18 protein-coding genes are annotated in these 26,695 nt (G+C 72.7%); 11 read left to right on the top strand and 7 right to left on the bottom strand.

All coding sequences use genetic code 11. From position 1 onward, the window contains the following. The first annotated feature begins 471 nt into the window (after nucleotides 1-471). Complete coding sequence (locus ABD841_RS16390) at nucleotides 472-1,047, top strand: ATP-binding protein (RefSeq protein ID WP_344972279.1); 576 nt, start codon at nucleotides 472-474, stop codon at nucleotides 1,045-1,047. A gap of 380 nt (nucleotides 1,048-1,427) precedes the next feature. On the opposite strand, the gene ABD841_RS16385 is transcribed toward ABD841_RS16390, so the two are convergent. Next, nucleotides 1,428-1,814: a VOC family protein gene (locus ABD841_RS16385; protein WP_344972278.1), complete on the bottom strand. Its 387-nt coding sequence runs from the start codon at nucleotides 1,812-1,814 to the stop codon at nucleotides 1,428-1,430. Nucleotides 1,815-2,102: 288 nt separating this feature from the next. Between ABD841_RS16385 and ABD841_RS16380 the strand changes: the two genes are divergently transcribed. Continuing rightward, nucleotides 2,103-2,459, top strand: a complete 357-nt coding sequence (locus tag ABD841_RS16380; protein ID WP_344972276.1) for a hypothetical protein — start codon at nucleotides 2,103-2,105, stop codon at nucleotides 2,457-2,459. A gap of 278 nt (nucleotides 2,460-2,737) precedes the next feature. Here the strand turns inward: ABD841_RS16380 and ABD841_RS16375 are convergent, their stop codons facing one another. Both ABD841_RS16375 and ABD841_RS16370 read right to left on the bottom strand, forming a co-directional pair. Then, on the bottom strand, nucleotides 2,738-3,274 hold the full coding sequence (locus tag ABD841_RS16375; RefSeq protein WP_344972275.1) for a dihydrofolate reductase family protein: 537 nt from the start codon (nucleotides 3,272-3,274) through the stop codon (nucleotides 2,738-2,740). 37 nt (nucleotides 3,275-3,311) lie between these two features. Beyond that, a complete protein-coding gene (locus tag ABD841_RS16370; protein ID WP_344972274.1) occupies nucleotides 3,312-3,647 on the bottom strand; it encodes a hypothetical protein in 336 nt (111 codons plus the stop codon). Between the two features lie 875 nt (nucleotides 3,648-4,522). Between ABD841_RS16370 and ABD841_RS16365 the strand changes: the two genes are divergently transcribed. The 5 genes from ABD841_RS16365 (at nucleotide 4,523) to ABD841_RS16345 (ending at nucleotide 11,300) form a co-directional block, all read left to right on the top strand. Then, nucleotides 4,523-5,764, top strand: a complete 1,242-nt coding sequence (locus ABD841_RS16365; RefSeq protein ID WP_344972272.1) for a cytochrome P450 — start codon at nucleotides 4,523-4,525, stop codon at nucleotides 5,762-5,764. A gap of 928 nt (nucleotides 5,765-6,692) precedes the next feature. Further along, nucleotides 6,693-7,568, top strand: coding sequence for a hypothetical protein (locus ABD841_RS16360; protein ID WP_344972271.1), 876 nt, complete (start codon nucleotides 6,693-6,695; stop codon nucleotides 7,566-7,568). Nucleotides 7,569-7,658: 90 nt separating this feature from the next. After that, nucleotides 7,659-8,240 (top strand): RNA polymerase sigma factor, encoded by a 582-nt coding sequence (locus ABD841_RS16355; RefSeq protein WP_344972269.1) that lies wholly within the window; start codon nucleotides 7,659-7,661, stop codon nucleotides 8,238-8,240. 2 nt (nucleotides 8,241-8,242) lie between these two features. Then, nucleotides 8,243-9,295 (top strand): LCP family protein, encoded by a 1,053-nt coding sequence (locus ABD841_RS16350; protein WP_344972268.1) that lies wholly within the window; start codon nucleotides 8,243-8,245, stop codon nucleotides 9,293-9,295. Nucleotides 9,296-9,434: 139 nt separating this feature from the next. Beyond that, entirely contained in the window at nucleotides 9,435-11,300 is a 1,866-nt protein-coding gene (locus tag ABD841_RS16345; protein ID WP_344972266.1) for a CASTOR/POLLUX-related putative ion channel, read from the top strand. A gap of 113 nt (nucleotides 11,301-11,413) precedes the next feature. Here the strand turns inward: ABD841_RS16345 and ABD841_RS16340 are convergent, their stop codons facing one another. Together ABD841_RS16340 and ABD841_RS16335 are read right to left on the bottom strand one after the other, a co-directional pair. Continuing rightward, nucleotides 11,414-11,542, bottom strand: coding sequence for a hypothetical protein (locus ABD841_RS16340; RefSeq protein WP_344972265.1), 129 nt, complete (start codon nucleotides 11,540-11,542; stop codon nucleotides 11,414-11,416). A gap of 270 nt (nucleotides 11,543-11,812) precedes the next feature. Next, nucleotides 11,813-13,474, bottom strand: a complete 1,662-nt coding sequence (locus ABD841_RS16335) for an alpha-amylase family protein (protein WP_344972263.1) — start codon at nucleotides 13,472-13,474, stop codon at nucleotides 11,813-11,815. 104 nt (nucleotides 13,475-13,578) lie between these two features. Between ABD841_RS16335 and ABD841_RS16330 the strand changes: the two genes are divergently transcribed. The 4 genes from ABD841_RS16330 to ABD841_RS16315 all read left to right on the top strand — a co-directional run bounded on the left by ABD841_RS16330 (nucleotide 13,579) and on the right by ABD841_RS16315 (nucleotide 18,384). Then, nucleotides 13,579-13,956 (top strand): hypothetical protein, encoded by a 378-nt coding sequence (locus ABD841_RS16330; RefSeq protein ID WP_344972261.1) that lies wholly within the window; start codon nucleotides 13,579-13,581, stop codon nucleotides 13,954-13,956. 192 nt (nucleotides 13,957-14,148) lie between these two features. Continuing rightward, complete coding sequence (gene secD, locus ABD841_RS16325) at nucleotides 14,149-16,419, top strand: protein translocase subunit SecD (protein ID WP_344972259.1); 2,271 nt, start codon at nucleotides 14,149-14,151, stop codon at nucleotides 16,417-16,419. A 281-nt stretch (nucleotides 16,420-16,700) separates the two neighbouring features. After that, nucleotides 16,701-16,931, top strand: coding sequence for an EF-hand domain-containing protein (locus ABD841_RS16320; RefSeq protein WP_344972257.1), 231 nt, complete (start codon nucleotides 16,701-16,703; stop codon nucleotides 16,929-16,931). 199 nt (nucleotides 16,932-17,130) lie between these two features. Beyond that, nucleotides 17,131-18,384 carry a PucR-like N-terminal domain-containing protein gene (locus ABD841_RS16315; RefSeq protein ID WP_344972255.1) on the top strand — a complete coding sequence of 418 codons (1,254 nt, stop codon included), beginning with the start codon at nucleotides 17,131-17,133 and terminating at the stop codon, nucleotides 18,382-18,384. A 192-nt stretch (nucleotides 18,385-18,576) separates the two neighbouring features. Here the strand turns inward: ABD841_RS16315 and ccrA are convergent, their stop codons facing one another. Together ccrA and ABD841_RS16305 are read right to left on the bottom strand one after the other, a co-directional pair. Further along, nucleotides 18,577-19,896: a crotonyl-CoA carboxylase/reductase gene (gene ccrA / locus ABD841_RS16310; RefSeq protein ID WP_344972253.1), complete on the bottom strand. Its 1,320-nt coding sequence runs from the start codon at nucleotides 19,894-19,896 to the stop codon at nucleotides 18,577-18,579. Beyond that, a complete protein-coding gene (locus ABD841_RS16305) occupies nucleotides 19,893-26,684 on the bottom strand; it encodes an SDR family NAD(P)-dependent oxidoreductase (protein WP_344972251.1) in 6,792 nt (2,263 codons plus the stop codon). Before ABD841_RS16305 ends, ccrA begins: the two co-directional genes overlap by 4 nt. Nucleotides 26,685-26,695: the final 11 nt, after the last annotated feature.

Raw genomic sequence — 26,695 nt, 5'->3', positions numbered from 1 at the left:
TGGCGGGCCGAGCAGCCGCCGTCACCCCTGGGGTGCCGGTGGTGCGGTCATCCGCCGTACGCGCATGACGCGGCCAGCCTGCCGCACCGACCCGGCCACCTGTGGGAGCAGCCCAGCCCGGCCCAGGTGCGCACCCGTATGGCGGCCCGGCGCCGTCTCGGATTGTGCGGCCGACCGCCCATAAGCGTGCCCATCATGTCGCGCGTGAGCGCGCCCCGCATGCCGACCACCTCGATGACACGCCCGTCGAGTCGCCCCCTCGTGATCTCTCTCGCGAGCCAGGGTCGACATGCGCGACCGGCCCCGGCGGCGGTCTCCTCGCCGTACGGACGTGAATCACCGCCGGGTGCGCATTCCCGGCCCGGCAGGCGCGAGCCGTACCGGAAGCCGGTGATGGCATGAGCCCTTCACCCACCGGAGCAGGCACCAGGCGCCTCGTCGCGAGTGACACGTGCGAAGGAGGTGATCGGGATGGCCACGCGGCTTCTGTCCGTGCTCGTCGGCGCGTTCACTGACCGGTTCCGGGCGACGACCGGCCTCCGGACTGCGACCGACTTCCTGACGGCGACCGACGACGGTATCCCGGGACCGGCCCGGCCGGACACCATGTGGTCACCGCGCCTGGGGCACGCGCCCGTGATGTCCCCCATGATCTCCCGGCGCTTCGCGGCCACGCCCGACCAGGTCAGGCCCGCGCGGAACTTCGTCGCCGAGATTCTGGGCGACGGCCATCCGCTGTGCGACGACGCCCTGCTTCTCACCAGCGAGCTTGCCACCAACGCCGTCGAGCACTCCGCCGGGCCGGCCGAGGCCGGATCAGGCAACCGGCCACGGGAGTTCGTCGTCACGGCGGCCTCCGTCCCCCACGGTGTGCTGATCACCGTTCAGGATCTGGGTTCCTCACAGATCCCTCACCTCAGGAACTCCGGACCGGACGCCACGGACGGTCGCGGGCTCATGCTCGTCAACAGCCTCGCCACCCGCTGGGGGTTCCACCGTGACTCCATCGGAACCGTGATCTGGTTCGAGCTCGGCTCGACGAACTGAACGACCGGACGGCCCGGTAGACCGGCGTGGCGGCGTGGGCTTGGAGGGGCCGCGCCGTCACGCCTCGCCGTCCGGACATCCTTGGTCGAGGCGGCCTCCCGGCGTTCGGAGGGTGGACGTGGCGTTCCCGGGATCGGTGCGGTATCGAGCGGACCATGCCCCGGCGACACCGTACCCCTCCGAGTTGACCGACGCCCGGTGGAGCGGCGCGAGGCGTTCCGTTCGCCCGGTCGCTCGCGCGGGCCAGGGCCCGCTCGGAACCGGTGTCCCGTGGACGGGGAACATGGCGGGCCCCTCGGGACCGGTGTCCCGGTGCGGACCGCGGCCCGGCGCGCGCTCTCCTGCCCGCCGGGCCGGTTCATCTCACCGGGACGCCGGGTCTACCCGCCGCTGCCGTAGGGGCGGGTGAGAATCTCCAGGTTGTGACCGTCGGGATCGTCGAAGTACGCGCCGCGCCCGCCGTCGCGGCGGTTGATCTGTCCTGGCTGGTCGTGGCCCGGATCGGCGTAGTAGGTGATCCCGGCCTGCTGGATCCGCTGGAAGATCGCGTCGAAGTCCTCCTCGGACACCAGGAACGCGTAGTGCTGCGGGGTGATCTCGCCCTGGTCGCTGGTCATGAAGTCCAGGGTGACGCCGTTGGCGGTCGCGACGGGCAGGAACGGGCCGAGGGGCGCTCCGACCTCCAACCCCAGGATGGTGGCCAGGAACTCGGCGGAGGCCCGCCTGTCACGGGCCATGACGATGGTGTGGTTGAGCTCGACTGACACGGTGGAATGCCTCCACAGACGTCTCACGAGGGCCTCGTACGCCTCACCGGGACGGTGACGGCGTTTGGTACCAGATCGCGATCGTAGGCGGCGTTCACCGGCGCTGTCACGGCGGGCTCGACGGCGGGCCGGAATCCGGGCTCCTCCGCGGAGATATCGTTGATCGCGCTTTAACCTCGCAGCATCCCACGGTGTATCACAATGTGAAATATAGTGTCCCGCTATCCGAGATGATTGCTATGGTCGGACTCTCCGGTGACAAGATCGAAGAATCAGAGGGTGCGGCAGATGCCGAAGACGGTCATCCACGTGTTCCACGACGACGACCACTCGATCACTACGGGAACTCGCGTGGCCCAGCGCATCCAGGAGATCGCGCCGGACCACGACTGCGGTGTCGAGGTCTTCTGCTTCGGGCCGGCCCAGCGTCGTCTCACCGACGGGGATGCCTCCGAGGCCAGCGCCACCTACAACCGTCAGATCGACGAGTTGATCGCCGGCGGCGTCGTCGTCGGGGCCTGCGTCAACGCGGCCCGTGCCGACGGGACCGAGGCCGAACTCGTACGGCGCGGGCTCAACCTGCGGGTCGCCCGAGACGAGTTCCTGCGCTTCACACTCGAACAGGCCACTGTCATCACCTTCTAGTGCGCCGTCCATGGACGTTCACCGGGTCTGGTGACACGCCGGGCAACGTCCGTGGGCGTGGCGTGTGTGGGCTTCACGCTCGATGGCGGATGTGATCACTGTCGAGCGTGCGGTGGGCGGTGGCGGAGCCGGTGAGGGCTTGGCGGTTGACCGATCACCGGTGACGACGAGCAGTACATCGTCCGGGCGGCCACCACACGCCCGGCCAGGCTCGGCCGCCCGTTCACGCACTGGAGCATCCGCAAGAGGGCAGCGCACCAGCTGTTGGATGGCCGCGCCTACTTTCGCACGCGGAAGCGGAGTATCGTGACGGCGCCCAACTGGGTGTTGCTGAAAGGTTCCAGGTCGATCCTGTCCAGGCTTGGGGGCGAGAAGCGGACGCCGTCGCCGAGGAGCACCGGCAGGACATACACCAGGATCTCGTCGACGAGCCCGCGCTGCAGGCACTGGGCGGCCACGTCGGCACCGAGGATCTCCAGGTTCTTGCCGCCCGCGGCGCTGCGTGCCGTGGCAACGGCTTCCTCAAGTCCACAGGTGAGGAACGTGACGGCAGGGTCCGGCTCGTCGGGAGGCTCGTGGGTGAGGACGAACTGTGCTCCCCCGTCGTAGGCGGTGTCCTGGTCGGCCATACCCTTGGCGACCTCGTACGTGCCCCGGCCGATGAGCATGGCGCCCGTGGCCGCCATCACCTCCGGGACCGCGTCCGCAGTCAGGTAATCGGCGATCCAGTCCATCGCGTGGCCAGGACCGGCGATGAAGCCGTCCAGCGACATCGCCCTGTTCACGACCACTTTGCCGGTGCTCGCATCACTCATGCACTTCTCCACGGATCTTGGAAAGCCCGAGGCCGAATCATAGTTCGCCCGGTGGGGGAGGGCGAGGGCGGAGCGGGCCGCGTCGACCATTTCGGAGAGCGCGGGGAGGATCAGCGCGCCGGTGAACATGTCGGCGTGCGTCTCCACGGTGACCGTCCTCGAACCCGGCGTCGAGGAGCAGGGTGCGGTAGCCGCGGGCGGCGCGGGGGCTGCGGCCGACGTCGGCCACGGGGGCACCCGGTGTCAGGTGGAGCAGTTCGTAGGAGCGGGCGCGGAGCGTGATCGCGCCGGGCAGGGCGTTGAGCACGTCGAGCACCCGGAGCAGGTGGGTGAAGGCATCGTTCTGCCGCGTTGTGACGGTGCTGTCAGGCATGCGGTCGAGGGTGCTTCCTCATGTCGACATGAAGTCAAGTAAGGACGGTATGAGGAAGCACGTCCGAAGTGAGCCGGACCGCCGACGGGGCACGGCTCGACGGACCGGAGCCCGGAGCGCGGGAACGTGGCGTGAATGGCGCGTCCCCGGAAAGGCAGCGGTTGAATTCACCGCGCTTTTCTTCCCGAAGGGCGGGCGACGCACGGAAGATTCACTTTCGTCCATGCGGAGCGGGCCCGTTTCAAGGACGATGATGCGCCAGGTTGCTCCGCGTCTCCCTGCCGTTACGGACGATGAAGCCGGCTGACGCCCGTTACGGGTGACGCGACCGGCCGGTGCCAGGCGGAAGGCGCCCACCTGCATGTTTTCGATTCCCTGATTCAGGAGGATCGCACTCCGGATTGGACGAACAACCACCCCTGGAAGCGACCGGCGGATTGATCGACAAGCAATTCGCAGCCTGATAGGGTTCACCGGCCAGTTCATTTAGGAAATGTCCGAAAATGCCGGGCTTCTCAGGTTTTGTCACCGATGCCCGCGGCGGCTCTCATCGTGGGGTGGCGCTCCTGATCGTCATCGGCACCTGCGAACGGTGCGCCTCCGTGACGTTGCCGTCGTCGGTGATGACGACGCCTCCCGCCTCGACCACCGGTCGCCGCGAGCGCCCCGGCACGGAGCCGCCGTGGCCGCGCTCGCCGCATGGCCGAGGCCGGCACCCCGGATTCTCTCTCACGGCACCGGTACCACCGGGCCCCTCTTCGCGTGGCGCACGCGCCATCGAGCCCGATCCGGTCGTACCGCCGCCCGTTCCCCGTACCACTGCCCGTTCCCCGTATCCCGTACCAGTGTCCCCACCGGAAAGGATCCCCTCGCCGATGACCGCCACGGCCGAGCCGCGCGACTCCGTCACCTGCCCGATCGCCCACCCTCTGGACCAGGGCCCCGACGGGGTGAACCGGCCGGGCCTGTACAAGAACCCGGCGTACCACACGATCAGGGAGGCCGGCACCGGCGTCGCCGAGGTCATCCGCGCCAACGGCACCCGGGCCAAGCTCGTCACCCGCTACGGCGACGTGATACAGGTCCTGCGGGACCACGAGGCGTTCTCCCGGGAGGCCGCTCTCGACGTCGACGACGTGGCCGGCCTCGAGGGCACGCTCCTGGGCCTGGACCGAGACGCCCACGCCACGGTGCGCGCGGTCGTCAAGGACCGGTTCACCCCGTCGGCGGTGGAGGGCATCCGCGACCGGATCGAGGCACGGGCGGTGGCACGGCTGGACGCGATGCGCAAGCAGGGCGACCCGGCCGACCTGATCCGGGAGTTCGCGCTGCCGTTCGCCCTCGACACCATCGGCGACATGTTGGGGGTGCCGCAGCGGGACCGGTTGCGGTTCCGGGAGTGGGGCGAGGCGTTCCTGTCCAACGACACCCTCAGCAGGGATGACGCGACCGCCGCCGAACAGGCCATGGCCGGTTACCTGGCGGGCCTCATCGAGCAGCGTCGCCAGGACCCGACCGGTGACCTGCTTTCGCGGATCGCCGTGAACGGGGCACACCTGCCGTTCGACCAGATGATCAAACTGCCGATCGCGCTGCTGGTCGGCGGGTGGGACACCACGGCCAGCTCCATCGGCACCTACATCCAGGTCCTGCTCACCCACCCCTACGGGGATCACGAGACCGGCTACCGCTATCTCGTCGACCACCCCGAGGCGGTTCCCGGCGCGATCACCGAGTTGGAGCGGATGTTCTCCACGTCGGCCGGGGATGAGATGCCGCGCCGGGTGGTGCGGGACGTGACGCTGCCCAGCGGTGCGGCCCTCCGGGCGGGTGACGTGGTGATCCCCTCCCACGACGCCGCCAACTACGACCCGCGGGTCTTCTCCGACCCGCATCGGATGGACTTCGGCCGGACCCCGAACAGGCACCTGTCGTTCGGTTACGGCATCCACCACTGCATCGGCCGGCATCTGGGCCACGTGGAGGTCGTGACGGCGATCGCGCTGCTCACCCGAGAGCTGCCGGCGCTGCGCCTGGCCGTCCCGGCCGAGGACATCCGCCACAAGCCCGGACAGGCCGTCGGCGGCCCGATCGAGCTCCCGGTGGCGTGGAGCTGACACCGGGAGTTCGCCGGACGCTCGCCGGGCGCGGCCACCCGGTCGTGCCCGACACTCATCGCCTTCGCCACGCTCGCTTCGATACGCGCGAGCAGGGTACGGCTCGGCGTTCGGGAGGGGTCGGCCTCGCGCCGGCTCCTCCGCCCCGCCATGGCCGTCCCACGGGCCCGGGAATCCTCCCGGACGGTCGCCCGAGCTGATCTCGGAGGGCGCTGTCTCTCCGGAGGCATCGGCCGCCAGGTGGGGAATCCCGCTCACAGGCAGCGAATTACCGAGGCTTCCCAGGCCTTCTTCACGCTTTACATGAAATAGAAGGAAATATTGCCCCGGAACGGGATCCGAACCCCGGAAAGCCGCGAAGGATAGGACAAAGCGAGCGTTGAACGCTCGACGCAAACTTGACTGTCCGGGTGACAGTGCCGCCCGGGGAGTCTGCCGGACCGGCGTGGCTACCGTGGGCCTGGAAGGCGGCGGCACCACGTCTTGTCTGGGTGGCCGTGGCCGGCCCTCCGTGAGTAGCCACCATGCCGTTGTCCAGGGGAACGGCGGTCGGCACCGGCGCCCGCGGGTTTCCCGGCCCGCCACGGCCACCCGACCAAGAACGGCGGACTCCCCCGCGAGCACCCCGCGCGACGGGGACCGGACAGCCCGCGCAGCGGCGAGGTGCGCCGCACCAGACACCGCCCGGCGCTCGGCTCGCCAACGGCCGGAGCACCTCCATGACCCCGGGGCGGGCGGCCTCCGGCACCGCCCACCCCGGCAGGTCACGGAGACCGCGCCGGCTCGGGGGAAGGCACCGCTCCCGGGGAAGGCTCGCCCCCGCGCAACCTTCCGGAAACGGGCGTCGCACACCCTTGGGTACAACCCGCAAGGTTCCACGTGAAACCCTGTCTCGGTCTCCTCCAGACCAACACAGGACAAACAAGTAATGATCGATCAAGACGCGCCCGGCGGGAGTGGGGTCCTCGACCTGCTGGAGCGGATCGGCTCCGTGGTGCTCCCGGTGGGCATCGCCCTGTACGCCCTGCTCTACCTCGGCATCCAGCAGGTCTACGGGGTGTTCAACGTCAGTCCCGAGCAGGCGGGCATCGACCAGGCGACCATGTTCGGCCGGCTCGTCGGGTGCCTCATCCTGCTGGTCCTGGGCGGCACGCTGGTCATCGGCGCGCTGGTGGCGGCCTGGTGGCTGGCGGACCGGGTCACCGGCGGGCGGCTGGGCAAACTCGCCCGCGCCGTACGGGAACGGGCGTGGGCCGCCGCCGCCGTCGGCGCGGTCTGGTGCGGCGCGACGTACTGGGGCTTCCTCGGCTACCTGGGTCTGGCCGAGGGGGTGGAGGCCGCCTCGATCGTGCTGGTGGCGGCCGTGATCGGCGTCGTCGCCTTCCTGGTCCCGTTCCGGCTGCTCCGCCGCCGTCCGGGGGGCCGGGCCGGGATGAAGATCATGATCGCCGCGTTCACCGGCATCGGGCTGGGGTTCGCGCTCATCGGGCAGATGGAGTCGGACGCCGTGCGCCTGGCCACCACCGGCCGGGGCAGCGTCGTGCTGAGCCTGGTCGGCTTCCAGGAGCAGTGGGCGGTCGCCACCACCCCCGGAAAGGGCCTGCCGATCCGCGGGGGCGTGTCCCTCCTGCTGCTGGGTGAGCACGAGGGCGCCTACACCTTCTACGACTGCGCTCGGCAGGAGACCTTCCGCCGCCCGACGGGCTCGACCGAGCTCCGGGAGATCACACTGGAGCCCGACCGCGAGGAGGGCTTCACCTGCGACGCGCTCACCCCGGCGCCTGCTCCTTCGTCTTCCCCCTAGTCACACCGTGAACCCGGGCGGGGGCTTGTGGCGAGACATCGCTGACATTTCTCCCACGGGAAGGCCAGCCTTCATGCCATGGTGCCCGCGATGACCGCACCGCCCACAGCCCAGGTCCACGACTGCGACCTCATAGCCCGATCCCGCACTCATCCGGAGGCGTTCGCCGCGCTGTTCGACCGCTACTCCGGGATGCTCTACCGATATGTCTCCCGCCGGCTGGGTCCGGAGGTCGCCGAGGACCTGGTCGGTGAGACGTTCCTGACCGCCTTCGCCCGCCGGAAACACTACGACCTGGCCTACGCCGACGCCCGCCCGTGGCTGTTCGGCATCGCCACCAAGCTCGTCTCCCGGCACCGCCGCACCGAGGCGGCCCGCTACCGGGCGCTGCAGCGCAGCACCGTCGAGGACACCGTGGACTCTCCCGCCAACCGGGTGGCCGCGGAGGTCACCGCCCGGGCGTCCCGCCCGGCGCTGGTCCGCGCGCTGGCCGTGCTCTCCGCCAGGGACCGCGACGTCCTGCTGCTGATCGCCTGGAGCGACCTGTCGTACGAGGAGGTCGCGCGGGCCCTGGGCATCCCGGTCGGCACCGTGCGATCCCGTCTGAACAGGGCCAGGCGGAAGGTCCGTGCGGAGCTCAGCGACACCAATCCGATGCGCGAGGAGGCGTGACCATGGACGATCTGACGATGCTCCGCGACCTCGGCCGCGATCTGGAGCACGAGCCGCCGGCCACGCTCGCGCACCAGCGCCGGCGCCTGCTCGACGCCCCGGCCCGGCCCCGGTGGCGACCGCTCCGCGCGGTGCGCGGCTGGACGGCGCTCGCACTGGCCGCCGGGGTCACCGCCGCCGTCGCCGTCGTCCCCACCGTGGTGGTGCTGGGCGGGCGCCAGTCCGTGCCGGCCCCGGCCGGGGACCGCCCGGACAAACCGAGCAAGGCCCTCAACGTGCTGGTGGTGGGGACCGACAGCCAGGCGGGTACGCCGCGCCTGCGCCACCCGGACAGGGGCGTGCTCAGCGACACGATGATCCTGCTGCACCTGTCCGCCGACCGGAAGAAGGTCCAGGTCGTCAACATCCCCCGGGACTCGATCGTCAAGCTTCCCGCCTGCGAGTCCGCGGACGGGAAGACCGTCCCGGCCCGGACCGACATGATCAACGCGGCGTTCCGCACGGGCGGGCTGTCCTGCGCGTGGAAGGCGGTCGAGTCGACCACGAAGGTCCGCGTCGACCACGCGATCGAGATCGAGTTCTCCGGGCTCGAGGACATGGTCGACGCGCTCGGCGGGGTGGAGGTCACGCTCGCGGCACCGGTGGACGACCGCAAGTCGAAGCTGAAGCTGCCCGCGGGCAAGCATCTCCTCAACGGCGAGCAGGCGGTGGGATACGTACGACTCCGCAACTACGGCGACGGGAGCGACCTGCAGCGGATCAGGCGCCAGCAGCGGTTCATGAACGCGATGGTGAAGAAGGCGGCCGAGCGGCTGGCCGACCCCACGTGGCTTCCCGGCTTCCTCGGCGCGGTGACCGCGTCGGTCAAGACCGACAAGGGGCTCGACGCGCGGACGATGTACACCATCGCCCGCGGCTTCAAGGGGACCGAGCCCGGTTCCGTCACGTTCACGACCGTCCCCACCCGCCCCCACCCGAACGACCCCAACCGGCTCCAGTGGGACGCGCCCGCCGCCGAACGACTCTTCGCCGCGCTCCGGAGCGACGCCGGATGACCCTCACCCGTGCGCCCCGTCCCGGGCGGGCGCACGGGCCGCCGACGCCCGAATGGCTCCTTCCGGCATCCGGACACTAGATCGACATGTACTTTTTGTTCGATCGTTGATTCCGCTTCGCCTACGGGGGAGGAAGCCTGTGCCGCGGGCCACGTTCCGGGAACGACTGCGCTACTGGTTCGACAACACCATGTCGCGCGGGACGGCGGCGTTGATCGGGTGGCTGGCCCTCATCTCCCTCGGCCTGATCGTGGTCGTCACGCTCCTGAGCCTGTGGCTGACGCCGGCCGAGGCGGCGAAGCATGACGGCGCCGCGGGCATGCTGTGGGCGGTCCTGATGCGCACGCTGAGCCCCGGCAAGGTGGCGAGCGACACCGGCAGCGTGCCGTTCGTCGCGCTGATGTTCGCCGCGTCGCTGGGCGGGCTCTTCATCGTCAGCGCCCTCGTCGGCGTGCTCGCCAACGGGTTGAAGACCAAGTTCGAGGAGCTGCGCAAGGGCAAGTCCCGGGTGATCGAGACCGGGCACATCGTGATCCTCGGCTGGTCGGAGCAGGTCTTCACGATCGTCAGCGAGCTGGTCCAGGCCCACGCCAGCGAGCGCGGGTCCGTCATCGCGGTCCTGGCCGACAAGGACAAGATCGCCATGGAGGACGAGATCCGCCAGTTCGTGGGCGAGACGGGCCGGACCACGCTGGTCTGCCGGACCGGGCGGCCCACCGAGCCGACCGACCTCGACCTGATGAACCTGGAGGGCGCCCGCTCCGTGGTGGTCCTCTCCCCGCAGGGGGACGACCCCGACGCGCACGTCATCAAGACGCTGCTCGCCCTGGCCAAACGCTCGGGCGACCACCCGCCGGTGGTGGCCGCGATCGCGGACACCGCCAACATGGCCGCCGCCCGGCTCGCCGGAGGCCCGGACGTCCACCTGGTCGACTCCGACGACACCGCCTCCCGGCTCATCGTGCAGTCGTCCCGGCAGTCGGGCACGTCCGTGGTCTGCATGGACCTGCTCAACTTCTCCGGCGGCGAGATCTACCTGCGCTCGGACCCGCACCTGGCGGGCATGACGTACGGGGAGGCGCTGCCGGCGTACCGGACCGCCACCGTCATCGGCCTGCGCCGCGAGGGCCGGATCATGCTGAACCCGCCGGCGGACACCGTCATCCTCGCGGGGGACGAGATCATCGTGATCGCCCAGGACGACTCGATGATCCACCTGGCCGGCGACATGCCGGAGACCCAGGAGGAGGCGATCGTCATGGCCGAGCCCGACCCGCCGGGTCCGGAGCGGACCCTGATCCTCAACTGGAACAGCCGGGGCCACCACATCGTCCGCTGCCTGGACGGCTACGCCGCCTCGGGCTCCGTCCTGGACATCGCCTCCGACCACCCCGGCGCGTCCGGCGGCTTCGAGGGCCTGGTCAACCTCACGGTGAACGTCAAGGACTGCGAGACCACCGACCGCTACGCGCTGGAATCCCTCGGGCTGGGCGTCTACCAGCATGTGATCGTGCTCTCCGACGACCGCTACAGCGCCGAGCACGCCGACACCCGGACGTTGATGACCCTGCTCCAGCTCCGCGACATGCAGACCTCGCTCGGCGAGCGCTACTCGATCGTCAGCGAGATGCACGACGAGAACAACCGGACCCTGGCCGAGGTCACCCGGGCCGACGACATCGTGATCAGCGACACGGTGATCGGCCTACTCTTGGCCCAGCTCGCCGAGAACAAGCACCTGGCCGAGGTGTTCGACTGTCTCTTCGACTCCCGCGGCTCGGTGATCCACCCCCGTCCGGCGCACCGGTACGTCCGCGCGGGGGTGCCGGTCAGCTTCGCCACGGTGATCGAGTCGGCCCGCCGCCGCGGCGAGACCGCGATCGGCTACCGGTTGGCGGACCGGGTGAACGAGGCGCCGCACTTCGGCGTCGTCCTCAACCCCGAGAAGTCACGTCCGATCCGCCTCGGTCCCGACGACTCGGTGATCGTCCTGGCCGAGCGCTGACCCGCCCGGAGGCACGGCCCGCGGGCGGCGTCCACGCCCACCCGGCGGGCGTGCTCACCGCCCGCGCCGGGGCGCCGCGGACGTGACCCGGCGGCTCTTCGGCCGTGCCCGGGTCAGGCAGTGATCATAAAAGCCAGCGCGAGCAGCACGACGACGGGGATCAGCCACACCACGGCCTCGATCGCGAACTCCTTGTACACGGTGAGCTTCTCCTTCTGAATGCTGCTGGACGCGTTGGACAACGATGCGCAGCATATGCGTACCGGCGGGCAACCGGGAACAGGGGCCGGGGATCACATCGGATCGACGGGGGATCGACGGGGGCGGGGGCCGGAAATCACAGGAGGCGGGAGCCGGAGATCGCGGAGGCGGGGCCGGAGATCGCAGGGGGACCGGAAACCGCAGGGGGCGGCGGACGGGCCGCGCCCGGCGTCCGGTGATCCACGGGGCGGAACCCGGGAGCGGGCGCCCGCGGGGGCCGGATCCGCGCCCGGCCCCGGCCGGGACACCGGTCACCCGCTCTTGGCCGAGGTGTCCTCGGGGGCGGCCTCGGGGACGGAGGCGCGGAGCCAGCGCGTGCCGTACGGCTCCAGGGAGAACGTCACCCTGCCGTCGTCGGGCAGGTCGAGGGTGCCGTCCACCAGCAGGTCGACCAGCAGGTCGCAGTGGCCGAGATCACCCAGCGCGAGCTCCACCTCGGCCTCGCGGTCGGCGAAGTTGTGGACGGCGACCACGGTGCCCCCGTCGGCGTCGGCGCGCAGGGCCAGCACGGCCTCGTCGCCGGCGTCCAGGACGTCGTAGTCGCCCCAGGCCAGCTCGGGCGACTCCCGGTAGCGCTCGATCAGCAGGGTGACCCACTTGAGCAGCGAGCCGGGGTCGCGGCGCTGGTCCTCGACGTTGACCTCGTGGGGGCCGAACGTCCCGGACGGCGGCAGGGCCTGGGTCTTCGGGCGGACGGGCGAGAAGCCGCCGCCGCGCGACCACTGCATCGGGATGCGCACCGCCATCCGGCCCTCCGCCTCCAGGTTCTCGCCCAGGCCGATCTCCTCGCCGTAGAAGAGCACCGGCGTGCCCGGCATGGAGAACAGCACGCTGTAGGCGAGCTTGAGCCGACGCAGGTCGCCGCCGAGCATCGGCGGCAGGCGGCGGCGGAGCCCCCGGTCGTAGAGCTGCATGTCCTTCTCCGGGCCGAAGGCGTCGAAGACCTCCTGCTTCTGCGACTCGGTGAGCTTGTCCAGGGTCAGCTCGTCGTGGTTGCGGAGGAACATCGCCCACTGGCAGTCGTCGGGCGGCGTGGGCCGCTCACGCAGGGACTCGGCGAGGAGCTCGGGGTTCCGGCGGGCCATCGACAGATGGAAGCGCTGCATGGCGACGAAGTCGAAGCACATGGTGACCTCGTCGCCGTTGCCGTCACCGAAGTACCTCATCAGCTCCGGGTAGGGCAGGTTGACCTCGCCCAGCAGGATCGAGGTGCCGTCCCGGCGGTTCATGAAGGCGCGCAGGTCGGCGAGGTACTCGTGCGGGTCGCCGTCGATGCCCTCGATGAGGAACGGCACCGCGTCCACCCGGAACCCGGACAGCCCGAGCTCCATCCAGAAGCCGAGGACGCGCGCGATCTCGTCGCGGACCTCGGGGTTGGCCGTGTTCAGGTCGGGCTGGAACCGGTAGAAGCTGTGGTAGTAGTACTGGCCGGTCTTCTCGTCCGGCTCCCAGAGGCTGTCCTCCTTGTCGGGGAAGACGATGGCCTTGGGATCGACGGGGTCGGGGGCGTCCTTCCAGACGTACCAGTCGCGCTTGGGCGAGTCGCGGCTGGAACGCGACTCCTTGAACCAGGGGTGCTCGTCGGAGGTGTGGTTGACCACGAGGTCGGCGATCACGCGCATGCCCCGGTCCCTGGCGGTGCGCATGAACTCCACGAAGTCGCCCAGGGTGCCCAGGCGCGGGTCCACGGAGTAGAAGTCGCTGATGTCATAGCCGTCGTCGCGGCTGGGGCTGGGGAAGAACGGCATCAGCCAGATGCAGGTCACCCCGAGCCGGTCCAGGTGGTCGATCTGCTGGGTGAGGCCGCGGAAGTCACCGATGCCGTCGCCGTTGCCGTCCTTGTAGGTCTCGACGTCCAGGCAGTAGACGACCGCGTTCTTCCACCACAGATCCGCCGTGTAGGTCAGTCGCATGCGTGCGCACTACCCCTGGTTGGTGGATTTATCAGCATTTAGTGGCGCAGGCGTGCCCCGATGACCCCCGCGGGCTACGGTGAGCAGGACGGGAGGGAGGGATCATGCGGCGGCTGCGGCGCGGCGTTCCCTTCGGCTGGCTGCTGGCCCTGCTGTTCCCGCTGTTCGTCTCCGGCGGCCTGGGCGGGATCACCGCCGGGGCCCTGCTGCACCACCCCGCCGTCGCCAAGGCCGGCGGCGAGCACCAGCCCCTGTCCCGCCAGGTCACGGCCGGTGGGCAGCGGTACGTCTTCGTCGCGGGCGTCCCCGGGACCGGGACGGGCGCCGGAGGCGGCCACCCCTTCGCGGCGCCGCCGCCGGACGCCCGGCACCCGCTGCCCGCCCCGGGCCCCGGCGCGCGCCTCACCTCCGGCGACGCCCCCCGCCCGCTCGCGGCCCTGCTCGTCAAGCACGGCCGCGCCCCGCCCTCCACAGGCGGCTGAGACACCCCGGACCGGCTCCGGGGCCTCGGCCGTGCCCGAGAACGCCCCGCCGTACGGGAGAACCCGCCGTACGGGAGAACCCGCCGTACGGGAGAACCCGCCGTACGGGGAACCTCACCGTGCCTGAGGCACCTCGTTCCCGAGCACACCCCCCTTTTTCGAGCCTGTCTTCCCCAGCCTGTGGAGGCTTCCATGTCGCGTGCCCCCGTGGTACGCGCGGTGGCGGCGCTCGCCGTCATCGCCACCTCACTGTTCATCGCCCTGACGATGTCGCCGCGTCTCGGTCTCGACCTGCGCGGCGGCACCCAGCTCGTCCTGGAGACCCGGGACTCCCCGACCGTCAAGGCCGACGCCGCGGCCACCGACCGCACCCTGGAGGTGCTCCGCCGCCGGGCCGACGGCCTGGGCGTGGCGGACGCGCCGCTGGCCCGCTCCGGCGAGCGGCGCATCATCGTGGAACTGCCCGGCGTGCAGGACCCCACCAAGGCCGCGGAGGTCATCGGCAAGACCGCGCAGCTCACCTTCCACCCCGTCATCGGCGTCCCCGAGGCGGGGGCGAAGCCCGGGAAGGGCGAGCAGATCCTCAACGACGAGGACGGCGCCCCGCTGCACGTGGGCCCGGCCGCGCTCACCGGTGACGCGGTCAGCGACGCCGAGGCCGGCATCGACCCCCAGCGGGGCAGCGGATGGTTCGTCACCGTCGACTTCCGCGACCAGGGCCGCGCGGCGTGGACCAAGCTGACCGGCGAGGCCGCCTGCAACCAGCCCGGCGACCCCAAGCGCAGGGTCGCCATCCTGCTCGACGCGAAGGTCATCGTCTCGCCCCAGGTGAACGAGGACGTGGCCTGCCGGGTGGGCCTGCCCGGCAACTCCACCCAGATCACCGGCACCTTCACCACGGAGGAGGCCCAGGACCTGGCGCTGCTGATCAAGGGCGGCTCGCTGCCGGTGCCCGTCGAGATCGTCGAGCAGCGGACCGTCGGCCCGACGCTCGGCGCCGCCGCGATCGCGGCCAGCGCCCAGGCGGCCGTCATCGGCATCGCGCTCACCGCGCTGTTCATCGTCGTGACCTACCGGCTGGTGGGCTTCGTCGCCGCGGTCGCCCTGGGTTGCTACGCGCTCATCTCCTACGCGGCGCTGGTGGGGCTCGGCGCGACGCTCACCCTGCCGGGCCTGGCGGGCTTCGTGCTGGCGATCGGCATGGCGGTCGACGCCAACGTCCTGGTCTTCGAGCGGGCGCGCGAGGAGTACGCGACGGAGCCGAACCTCCGGAGCTCCCTGGAGAAGGGCTTCCGCAACGCGTGGAGCGCGGTGGCCGACTCCAACATCACCACGTTGCTCGCCGCCGGGCTCCTGTTCTTCCTGGCCTCCGGCCCGGTACGCGGCTTCGGTGTCACCCTGACCATCGGCGTGCTCGCCTCGCTGATCACCGCGATGGTCATCACCCGGGTGCTGGCCCAGTGGGCGGTGAGCCGCCGGGCCGTGGTGTCCCGGCCCGCGCTCACCGGCCTGTCCGACATCGGGCGCGTCAGGACCTGGCTCAACACCCGCAAGCCCGACGTGATGCGGCACCGCGGGGTGTACCTCGCGGTCGCCTGCGCGCTGGTGGCCGCGTCCGTGGGCGGGGTGCTGGTGCGCGGCGTCAACTTCGGTGTGGAGTTCACCGGGGGCAGGCTGGTGGAGTACTCCACGACCACCCCGATGACCGCCGACGCCGCCCGCGAGCTGGTCAGCCGGGCCGGGTTCCCGAACGCCGTGGTGCAGTCGTCGGGCCAGGACATCTCCGTGCGGACCGGCCAGATCGGCCCGGCCGAGGTGGTCAGGATCGAGACGGCGCTGGAGAGCGGGGGCGCCCAGGTCACCAAGGAGCGCGACGAGCTGATCGGCCCGAGCCTCGGGGACGAGCTGCGCCGCAACGCGCTGGTCGCGCTGGGTGTCGCGCTCGCCGCCCAGCTCCTCTACCTCGCCCTCCGGTTCCGCTGGACGTTCGGCCTGGCGACGGTGCTGGCCCTGGCCGTCGACGCGGCGGTCGTGATCGGCGCGTTCGCGTGGCTCGGCAAGCCGGTGGACGGGGTGTTCCTGGCGTCGATGCTCACCGTGATCGGTTACTCCGTCAACGACAAGGTCGTGGTCTTCGACCGGGTCCGCGAGCTGTGGGGGGCGCAGCGCAAGGCCTCGTTCACGGAGGTGACCAACACCGCGATCCTGCAGACCGTGCCCCGCACGGTGAACACCGGCCTGGGCGCGCTGTTCATCCTGACCGCGCTGGCGGTGCTCGGCGGTGACTCGCTGACCGACTTCGCGGTGGCGCTGTTGATCGGGATCGTTGTCGGCACGCTCTCGTCGGCCCTGGTCGCGGGTCCGCTGGCGATCGTGTTCGAGAAGCGGAACTCCGCGCCGCCGCCGCAGCCCAAGGGGAAGCGCCCGGCCCGCGTCCGGGAGGGCTCGGGCGCCGTGCTCTGACCGGAGCACCGGAAACCGGAGCACCGGGAGCCGGGACGCCGGAAACCGGAGCACCGGGAGCCGGGACGCCGGAAACCGGAGCACCGTGAGCCGGGACGCCGGAAACCGGAGCACCGTGAGCCGGGACGCCGGAAGCCGGGCGTCAAGGCATCGGAAGCCGGAACGCCGGAGCGGGGTCCTGAGCCGTCTCGGGGCCCCGCCTCCCCCCGTGGGGGAGCCTCCCGGGGCCCGCTAATGTGCTTGGCGTCTGATTTCCCTGCTGCCAGAAGGCGGATGCAACCGTGACGGACGACTACGCGACGACATTCAAGATTGTTGATGTTGACGGTGACGGCCTCATCTCGGTCGTCGAGCTGAGCCGGCTCATGGAGGTGCTCGGCCAGCCGCTCACCCCCGAGGCGGCCGCGGCGGCCATCGCCGGCATCGACCGGGACGGCGACGGCCTCATCTCCCTGGAGGAGTTCGCCGGCTACCTCCGCCAGAGCCGGGGCCGCCTTCCCGGCCTGCCGTAGCGCCACGGGGCCGGCACCCCGGCCTGCCCGTAGCGCACGGCCCGGCACCCCGGCCTGCCCCGTAGCGCGGAGGCCGGACACCCGCAGTCCCTCCCGCCGGATGCCCCACATGTTGCATTTGAGACAAGAACAAGCGTTTGCTAATTGTCCAAAGTGTCAATTAGGGGAGAATGTGAGGCGCACTCCGACGGGAGGGTCTATGGCGACAAAGGAACGCACCGGGATCGCTGTCAAGGGCCTCAACGGCCGCAAGGCGAGATCCCATGACACGTCCGACCAGCGACTGTGGCGCTCGGCTCCCGCCAACGTCGCCAGACTGCTGAGACCGGGCCTCGCCCAGGTCGCGAACCAGGTTATCGACGAGATAACCGCTCGGATCCCCGAATACGCCCGGCCGGCCGACAAGCTGTACGTCAAGGCCCTCCGCCTCGCCGTGGACGAGGCCCTGCGCCAGTTCGTCGACCGCATCGAGAACCCCGGAGCGCGCTGGGAGCCCGACGTCTTCCGCACGATCGGCCGGGGCGAGGCCAACGAGGGCCGCAACCTCGAACCCCTGCAGACCGCCATGCGCCTGGGCGCCCGGGTGGCCTGGCGGCGCCTGACCGAGCAGTCCGAGCAGCTGGGACTCACCCCGCAGCACCTGTACGACCTGGGTGAGGCCATCTTCGTCTACCTCGACCAGCTCGCCGACGCCGCCGCCGAGGGCTTCGAGGAGGCCAGGGCCCGCGCGGCCGGCGAGATCGAGCGCCGCCGCCGGCGGCTGACGGACCTGCTGCTGAGCCAGCCGCCCGCCTCCCCCGAGGCGATCGCCGACCTGGCCAAGGCCGTCGGCTGGCGGCTGCCCAGGACGGTGGCCGGGGTCGCGCTGGAGGAACGTCCCGGGGGCCACCGTCCCCCTTCCCTCCCCCCGGACGTGCTGTCGCGCCTCGACCGTCCCGGCCCGTGCCTGATCGTGCCCGACCCCAACGGCCCCGGCCAGGCCCAGACCCTGGAGAACGGGCTGCGCGGCTGGAAGGCCGCGATCGGTCCCGCGGTGCCGCTGGCCGCGGCCGCGACCTCGCTGCGCTGGGCCCGCGAGGCGCTCGGCCTGCAGCGGCGCGGCGTCCTCACCGAGGAACGCGGCCTGCTCCGCTGCTCCGACCACATGGCCACGCTGATCGTGTTCAAGGACGAGGAACTGGTCAGCGCCCTCACCGAGGTGCGGCTGGCGCCCCTGGCGCACCTGCGTCCCAGCCAGCAGGACCGGCTGGCCGAGACGCTGCTGGCCTGGCTGCGGCACGGCCGGGGCGCGGGAGAGGTCGCGGCCAGGCTCCACGTGCACCCGCAGACCGTGCGCTACCGGCTGCGGCAGCTGGAGGAGCTGTACGGCGACCAGCTCAGCGACCCCGACATCCGGTTCGAGCTGGAGATCGTGCTGCGGGCCCGCCAGTCCGCCGGCTCCCCGGCGGGCTGACCGGTCCGGCGCGTCCCGGGCACCCGGACGTGCCCCGGGTGCGTCCCGCCCGATCCGGGCACGCCCCACCCGGCCCGGGTGCGCCCCGGCCGGGCGGGGCGACCCGGGTCAGGACTCACCCCCGGTCCGGGCGCGTCCCGGCCGGGTGGGGCGGTCAGGACGTCCGCCCCGGCCCGGATGCGCCCCGGCCGGTCAGGACGTCCATCCCCGGAACATCCCGATCCGGTCCTCGCCGAAGCGCTCCCGGAGCTCGGGGTCCTCGACCCCGAGGCCCTCGGCGGGAGCCAGGCCCAGCACGCCGACCTTGCCGACATGCCGGTTGAGCTGCACGGCGCGGGCGGCGGCGCCGGTCTCGGCGAGCGGGTAGACCGCCGAGAGCGCGGGGTGCAGCATGCCCAGCTCCAGGAGCCGGTTGACCTCGTGGCACTCCTGGTAGTTCGCCCCGTGGGAGCCGACGATCCGCTTGAGCTTCATCCACAGGTGCCGGTTGTCGTAAGCGTGGGCGTAACCGCTGGACGACCCGCACGTGACGACCGAACCGCCACGCCGGGCGACGTAGACGGAGGCGCCGAAGGTGTCCTTGCCGGTGTGCTCGAAGACGATGTGGGGGTCCTCGCCGGCCTGGCGGCGGATCTCGGCGCCGAACCTTCGCCACGCCTTCTCGTCGTCGAGGTGGTCGAACTGGGAGCGGTTCACGACGCGGTCGCACCCCAGCCGGCGGAGCAGGTCGGCCTTCTCCTCGGAGCTGACGACACCCACCGGAATGCCACCGCCGTTCCTGACCAGCTGCACGGCGTACGCGCCGAGCCCGCCGGTCGCCCCCCAGATCAGCACGACGTCACCCTGCTTCATCCGGGCCCCGCGCTCGCTGACCAGCATGCGGTAGGCGGTGGACGCGCACAGCATGTTGCAGGCGGCCTCCTCCCAGGTCAGGTGCCGGGGTTTGGGAAGCAGCTGGGTGGCCTTGACCACGGCGAACTCGGCCAGGCCACCGTAGTTGGTCTCGAAGCCCCAGGCGCGCAGATCCGCGCCGAGCATCGAGTCGGCGTGGGTGACCGGGTCCTGCTCGTCCACGTAGGCGGGCGAGACGACGACCCGGTCGCCGATCTTCCAGCGCCGCACGGCGGGGCCCATCCGGACGATCACCCCGGAGGCGTCCGAGCCGATCACGTGGAAGTCCCTGTCGTGCCGGGGGTCCTGCCGGCCGAACCGCTCCAGGAAGGCGAAGGTGGGGACCGGCTCGAACATGGCCGTCCACACGGTGTTGAAGTTGACGGCGCTCGCCATGACGGCGATCAGCACCTCGTCGGGGGCGAGTTCCGGCATGGGCACCTCCCCGACGTGGATGGACCCGGTGATGTCCTTGTCCACGCCGTCCACCCCGTGCGGGCTCGGGCCGAACATGCCGACCTGGTCCTTGCGCGTGTGGGCGGCCCGGAAGGTCGCCGGGACCTCCAGCCGGGCGAGCTCGTCGGGGTCGGCACCGTCGACGACGGCCTGTGCGAGGGTCATAGCTGGCCTCCAAGGTGAGCGGCGATGACTTCCACGTGCGGCGGGTCGAGCAGGTTGAGGTGGTGCGAGCCGGGAACGGGGACGATCTCCAGCCCCGGGCTGAACGGGCCGAACCCCCTGCCGGGGTCACCGGTGTGGGCGTAGCGGGCGTCCCGAACCGCCCACGGGGTGGGGTCCGTGGAGCGGTAGAGCACCACGCGGCCGCAGTAACCCCCCGCCCGGTACGCCTCCAGAGCGCGGGTGTCCTCGTGTGAGGTGACCTGGTGCCGGAGGATGGCCTCCCCCAGCATCTCCAGCACCCCCGACTCGGCCACGCGCGTCTCCACCAGCGCGAACTGGGCGGCTTCGTCCAGGCCCGCGAGCTCCTCGCGGGCAAGCCGGACGCGCACCCCGTACGTCTCGGCGAGGTAGGCCGCGAAGTCCGCGTACCTCCTCGCGGTGATCTCGGACCGCTCCGCCGCCGCGACCTCGTCCGGGAGCCCGGAGTCGATCATGGCGACCAGTTCGACGTCCTCCGCGCCGAGCCGCCGGGCGATCTCGAACGCCAGGACGCCACCGAACGACCATCCCCCCACGCGGTACGGCCCGGCCGGCTGCACCTTCCTGATCTCCTCCACGTACCGGGCGGCCCGCTGCCCGACCCCCGGGTCCGGTCCGAAGACCGCCAGGTCCGCCGGGCGCTCCAGCCCGAACACCACCCGGTCCGCGCCCAGGGCCGCCGCCAGCAGCGAGTAGACGCCCGTCGTCCCGCCCGCCGGATGGGCCAGGAACAGCGGCGCCTGCCCGCCGGACCGGGGTTCCGCGCCGTGGGCGGCCAGGAACGCGCGGGCGGCGGGAGTGAGGGGGCGGACCAGGCCCCGGGCGGCCTCCTCCTCGTCGATCTCCCGCACCAGGTCGGCCACCTGCGCGACGGTCACCGGCCCGGTCCGGGGCCCGGCGCCCGCGGCCAGATCACGGCCCACGTCCCGGCCGAGGACGTCCAGCAGGGCCGGCAGGGCGTCCGCCGGGATCCGCTCGGTCACCCCGAGTTCGCGTCCGAGGACCCGGGTGAGCGCCGAGACGACCTGCCGCTCCGCGGCGTCCCTCGGCTCGACCCGGCGCGCCGGGGCCGCCGTGCGGGACAGGCCCAGTTCGGCGGCGACGGCCGCGGCCACGTCCCCGAGCGTCGCGCCCTGGAGCATCGGCGCGGCGGGGAGGACGACCCCGAAGTCGTGCTCGATCATGCCGCGCAGCCGGGTCGCGGCCAGCGAGTCGAGGCCCGCCTCGGTGAGCACCGTGTCCTCGCGCAGCCGGGCGGCGTCGGAGCCCAGCACGACCGCGGCCCGCTCACCGACCCCGGCGACCAGGACCTCGACCGCCCGGCCGGGCTCCATCGCGGCCAGCGCCTCGACGTCCGCCCGGCCGTCGTCGGCCCCGGCCGCCGCCCCGGTCACCGCGCCCGCGAGGTCCGCGAAGTACGGCATGCGCACGATGCCGGGGAACGCCGCGACGGCCGCGGCCGCGTCCAGCCGCAGCACGCCCGCGGCGGGCGCGCCCCCGGCGAGAAGCGCTTCCAGCGCCTCGACCCCCTCGGCGGGCGTGATGGGCGAGACCGCGGGCAGCGCCGTCCCGCTCGCTCCCCCGACCTCCGCCCAGGTGCCCCAGTTGATCGTCGTGGCGGGCAGCCCCTCGGCCCGGCGCAGGTCGCAGAGCGCGTCCAGCCAGGCGTTGGCCGCCGCGTAGGCGGCCTGCCCCGGTGAGCCGAGGAGCGCCGCCGCCGAGGAGAACGCCACCCACCAGTCCAGGTCGGCGTCCCGGGTCGCCTCGTGCAGCGCCAGGCCGCCGTGAACCTTGGCCGACCAGACCCGGTGCAGATCGTCCGGGCCCACACCGGTGACGAGGCGGTCGTCCAGCACGCCCGCCGCGTGGACCACCCCGCGCAGCCGCACCCCGCCCGCCGTCGTCGCGGCGACCAGCCGCGCGGCCACCCCCGGCACGGCCAGGTCGCCCGTCACCACCCGCACGTCCGAGCCCAGCGCCCGCAGCGCCTCGATCACCCCGGCCCCCTCGGGCGACGGCCCCGACCGGCCGCCGAGCACGATCCGCCCGGCGCCCCGCTCCGCCAGCCAGCGGGCCACGACCAGCCCCAGCCCGCCGTACCCGCCGGTGACCAGGTATCCCCCGCCCCGCCGGACCACCGGCGCCCGCCGGCCGCCCCTGCGCACCCGCGCGCCCGCCGCGCCGCGGGAGAGGGGGACGGGACCGCCGGCGGGCTCGGGGCCACCGGCGGGTGAGGCGCCGCCGGCCGGCTCGGAGTCTCCGGCGAGCTGGGGGGCGGCGCCGAGGTGGGCGGTGTGGCGGGCGCCGGAGGACCAGGCGACCTCGTCGTCCGGGGGGTCGGCCGCCAGCTCGGCCAGGAGCGCCTCCACGCCGTCGACGTCGACGAGACAGGCCCGCAGCTCCGGATGCTCGAAGGCCAGCACCCTGACCAGCCCGCGCAGCGCCGCGGCGCCGGGGTCGCCGGGCTCCCCGTCGAGCACGGCCTGCGCGCGGTCCGTGACGAGCCTCAACCGTGCCTCCGCCCGCCGCCCCGCCCGATCCTCCGGCCCGGCGGCGGCGTCGCGGGCGGAGGAGTCGCGGGCGGTGTCGACGGCGGCGGAGTCGCGGGCGGTGTCGACGGCGGCGTCAGCGGCGGAAAGGCCGACAGTGGTGTCGGAAACGGAGAGGGCGGCTGCGAGGTCGCGGACGAGCCCGGTGACGGCGAGGATCAGCGCCTCGGTTCCCCTGGGCGGCAGACCGGGCGGGACCAGCACCACGACCTCGTCGACCGCCGGGATCCGGGCCGCGTCCCCGTGGTCCACCGGCTCCGCCGGGATCCGATGGACCGCCTGGCCCTCGTGGACCGCCGGGGCCGCCGCGGGCGCTGCGGGCGCCGCCGGGCGGGGCGCCGGGCGCTGGGCCGGGACCAGCGACGAGGACAGCGGTTCTGTCGGATCGGCGCCGGAGGTCCCGGGAGAGGGAGACGAAGGCGGTGGTATCACCCGGGCGCCGCCGGGGGTTCCGAACGGCGGTGACACCGGGACGACGTCAGGGGTTCCGAGACGGTGGGACGAGAACGGCGGTGACGCCGGGGCGACAGCGGAGAGCGCGAGGCGGTGGACGACGTGCCCGGCGGCGGAGAGCCCCGCGGAGAGACGCTCGGCCCGCGGATCCCCCTTCACGGCCACGACGAGCCAGCCGCGGGCCGAGCGTGGCTCCGAGCCCTTCCCCGGCGACGCGCCGTCAACCCTCGTCCCGGCGGTGACTTCCGAACCGCCTTCCCCGATCTCCCCTTCCTCCGCCAGGACCCACACGCGTCTCACAAGCTTGCCCGCCAGCGGGACCGGCACGGCGGTGGCCGGGACGTCCCTGACGAGCAGGCCTGACGGGGTGCCGTCCCGGCCCAGCCGCTCGACCCCGACCGGCATCCCCGACCCGGTCCGCAGCCGTTCGGCCAGCTCGGCGGGGCCGGGCACGGTCGTGACGGGCGGCGAGCCGGGGACGACGGTCGCGGTGCCGTACCGCACCCAGACCCCGGCGGCGTTCCTGGCGTCGATCGCGACCTCCCCGGAGGGGGTGAGCGTGGTGGTGATCGTGGCGGGCAGCGGCAGGAACGCGTGCAGGGTGACGCCGGTCAGCTCGGCCTCGCCGTGGACGGCGAACGCCGCCGCCTGGGCCAGGGCCGCCACCGCGGCCAGCGGCATGACGGGCAGCCCGTGCGGCCGCCACACCGCGGGATCCATGCGCCAGGGCACGTCCGACAGGTCGTCGAGGGTCGTGGTCCACACGTGCCCCGCGGGGCTCTCGACGTGCACTCCGAGCAGCGGATCGGTGCCGGGCGGGAGCGCGGCGGGGCGGGTGGCGGACACCCAGTGGCGCTCGTGCCGCCAGGGCGACGGCGGGACGTCGGAGAGCGTCCCGGACGTGGCCGGCGGGGGCAGGGCGACCGCGACCGCGGCGAGCTGCGCCCGGAGTTCCTCGTCGTGACCACGCCGGAGCGAGTGGGTGATCACGGCGTCCGGGGGAAGCGTGTCTCGCAGCGCACCGGCCAGGACCGGATGCGGGCTGATCTCGGTGAACACGGTGTACCCGTCCTCCGCGGCGGCCCGGACCGCGCCGAGCAGGCGGACCGGGCGCCGGACCCCGGCGGCCCAGTAGGCGGGCTCGAAGGTCGGCGCCTCCCGGGGATCCTCGAACACTGTCGAGTAGAACGGGATCTCCGGCTTGCTCCCCGCGACGCCCGCCAGGGCCTCGCGCAACCTCGGCAGGAGCGGCCTGACCTGAGGTGAGTGTCCGGCGCCCTCGGCGGTCAGCACCCGGGCGAGCAGCCCGCGCGCCCCGACCTCGGCGGCGAAGGCGGCGACCCGGTCCGGGTCCCCGGTGACGACACACTGCCGGGGCGAGGAGTACACGGCGACGTGCAGGTCCGCGGGGACCTCCTCGGCGGGCACCTCCAGCACCGCCATGGCCCCGCCGCCGCCCAGCGTGCCGAGCAGGGCCGCCCGGCGGCAGATCACCCGGACCGCGTCCCGCAGCCCGATGCCGCCGGCGACCGCCGCGGCCGCGACCTCGCCCATCGAGTGCCCGACGACCGCCGCCGGCCGGATCCCGTACGCCGTCCAGGTCCCGGCGAGCGCCACCTGCACCGCGCAGATCACCGGTTGCACCGCGGTCACGCCCCGTGCCTCGACACCCCCGGCGACGATCTCGCGCAGCGCGATGCCGGCCTCCTCGGCGAACATCGGGTCCAGCTTGTCGATCACCCGGGCGAACGCCGGCTCCTCGGCGTACAGGCGGGCGCCCATCCCCGCCCACTGCGAGCCGTACCCGGAGAACACCCACACCGGCCCCCGCCCGCCGGCCTGCGCCATCCCGGTGACGCCCCGCCCGTCCCGTACGGCGCGCAGCCCGGTGACCAGCTCCGCCCGGTCCGCCGCGACGAACGCGGCGCCGGCCCTGCCGCGCCCGGCCCGCCGGGCAAGCGTATACGCGACGTCGCCCAGCGGGACACCGCCCCTCACGACGGCGGGGCCCGGGTCGGAGGCGGCCCGGCCGGGAGCGGCCCGGCCGGAGACTTCGGAACCGGAGACGGTCGTGTCGGAGACGGTCGTGTCGGAGACCTCGGAGGCGGCCCAGTCCGCGAGCGCCCCCGCGTGGGCCCTGACCCGTTCCGCGGAGACGTCCGTGAGCAGGAAGATCCTGGCGGCCGTGGGCGCGGGTGACGGGGGCGGGGCGAGCGGGGCGCGTTCGAGGACCGCGTGCGCGTTGGTGCCGCCGAAGCCGAAGGAGGAGACGCCCGCCAGGGGATGCTCGTCCGGCCAGGGGGTGGGGACGGTGACGACCTTGAGGCTGTCCCAGGGGATGTGCGGGTTGGGCCGGTGGAAGTGGATGCTCGGCGGGATGACGCCGTGGTGGAGGGCGAGAACGGTCTTGATGAGGCCGGTGATTCCGGCGGCGGCCTCCAGGTGGCCGAGGTTGCTCTTGGCCGAGCCGAGAAGCAGCGGCTCGGTGCGGCCCTCGCACAGGGCGGCGGCGACGGCGCGGGCCTCGATCGGGTCGCCGAGGAAGGTGCCGGTGCCGTGGGCCTCGATGTAGCCGGGGCTCCCGAGACCCGCGTAGACGGCGCGCAGGAGTTCCTCCTGTGCCTCCGGATTGGGCGCGACCAGGCCGTTGGACCGGCCGTCCTGGTTGACCGCGGTGGCGCGGAGCACCGCCAGGATCCGGTCGCCGTCCCGCCGGGCGTCGGACAGCCTCTTGAGCACGACGACGCCGCACCCCTCGGCCCTGACCATCCCGTCCGCCGACGCGTCGAACGCCTTGCATCGCCCGTCGGCCGCGGTCCCGCCGCCCCGGTCGAAGGCCATCGTGACCACCGGCGAGAGCAGCAGGTTGACCCCGGCGGCGAGCGCGAGGTCGCTCTCCCCCGACCGCAGGCTGCCGACGGCCAGGTGGGTGGCGACCAGCGAGGAGGAGCACGCGGTGTCCACCGACAGGCTGGGTCCGCGCAGGTCGAGCAGGTAGGACAACCGGTTCGCGGCGATGCTGAACGCCGCGCCCGTGGCCGTCCAGGCGTCCACCCTGGAGGTGTCGGCGGTGGTCAGGTAGGCGTACTCGTTGCCGGAGATGCCGACGAAGGCGCCCGTGCGGCTGCCGCGCAGCGAGCGGGGCGCGACGCCCGCGTGCTCCAGCGCCTCCCACGCCGTCTCCAGCAGCAGCCGCTGCTGCGGGTCCATGGTCTCGGCCTCGCCCGGGGCGATCCCGAAGAAGTCGGCGTCGAACCCGGCCACGTCGTCCAGGAAGCCGCCGTGCCTGGTCGTCCCGGCCAGTGCCTCGGCGGTGCGGGGTGAACCGTCGTCGAACGCCTCCCAGCGGCCCTCGGGCACCTGGCCGACGGCGTCTTCCCCCGCCATGAGCAGCCGCCAGAAGTCCTCGGGGCCGTGCACCGAGCCCGGCAGGCGGCAGCCGACGCCGATCACCGCGATCGGTTCGTCGGGGCGGGCCGGACGGGCCTCGTCGGGGGCCGGCTCCGCGTGTGCGGCGAGGCCCCGGGCCAGCCGGTTGATCGTGGGATATTCCCAGACCAGCGTGGGCCCCAGCTCGCGGCCGAGGAGCACCTCCAGCTCGCCGGCCACCGCGACGGCGTCGCGGGAGGACAGGCCGAACTCCTCCAGGGGGCGGTCGGGGTCGACGTCCGCGAGAGGGACGCGGCAGCGGGCCGCGATCCGCCCCGTGAGGAAGCGGCGGATCTCGTCTTCACCGAACAGGTCCACGTGGCGGCTCC

Source organism: Streptosporangium fragile (assembly GCF_039534445.1).
Taxonomy (GTDB): Bacteria; Actinomycetota; Actinomycetes; order Streptosporangiales; family Streptosporangiaceae; genus Streptosporangium; species Streptosporangium fragile.
Note: the sequence above shows the minus strand (reverse complement) of the source record. Positions and strands in the feature narration are given on the sequence as shown.

Coding starts and splice junctions, on each gene's coding strand:
- ABD841_RS16390 (WP_344972279.1), top strand. CDS start 472: ATGGCCACGCGGCTTCTGTCCGTGCTCGTCGGCGCGTTCACTGACCGG.
- ABD841_RS16380 (WP_344972276.1), top strand. CDS start 2,103: ATGCCGAAGACGGTCATCCACGTGTTCCACGACGACGACCACTCGATC.
- ABD841_RS16375 (WP_344972275.1), bottom strand. CDS start 3,274: ATGAGTGATGCGAGCACCGGCAAAGTGGTCGTGAACAGGGCGATGTCG.
- ABD841_RS16370 (WP_344972274.1), bottom strand. CDS start 3,647: ATGCCTGACAGCACCGTCACAACGCGGCAGAACGATGCCTTCACCCAC.
- ABD841_RS16365 (WP_344972272.1), top strand. CDS start 4,523: ATGACCGCCACGGCCGAGCCGCGCGACTCCGTCACCTGCCCGATCGCC.
- ABD841_RS16360 (WP_344972271.1), top strand. CDS start 6,693: ATGATCGATCAAGACGCGCCCGGCGGGAGTGGGGTCCTCGACCTGCTG.
- ABD841_RS16355 (WP_344972269.1), top strand. CDS start 7,659: ATGACCGCACCGCCCACAGCCCAGGTCCACGACTGCGACCTCATAGCC.
- ABD841_RS16350 (WP_344972268.1), top strand. CDS start 8,243: ATGGACGATCTGACGATGCTCCGCGACCTCGGCCGCGATCTGGAGCAC.
- ABD841_RS16335 (WP_344972263.1), bottom strand. CDS start 13,474: ATGCGACTGACCTACACGGCGGATCTGTGGTGGAAGAACGCGGTCGTC.
- ABD841_RS16330 (WP_344972261.1), top strand. CDS start 13,579: ATGCGGCGGCTGCGGCGCGGCGTTCCCTTCGGCTGGCTGCTGGCCCTG.
- secD (WP_344972259.1), top strand. CDS start 14,149: ATGTCGCGTGCCCCCGTGGTACGCGCGGTGGCGGCGCTCGCCGTCATC.
- ABD841_RS16315 (WP_344972255.1), top strand. CDS start 17,131: ATGGCGACAAAGGAACGCACCGGGATCGCTGTCAAGGGCCTCAACGGC.
- ccrA (WP_344972253.1), bottom strand. CDS start 19,896: ATGACCCTCGCACAGGCCGTCGTCGACGGTGCCGACCCCGACGAGCTC.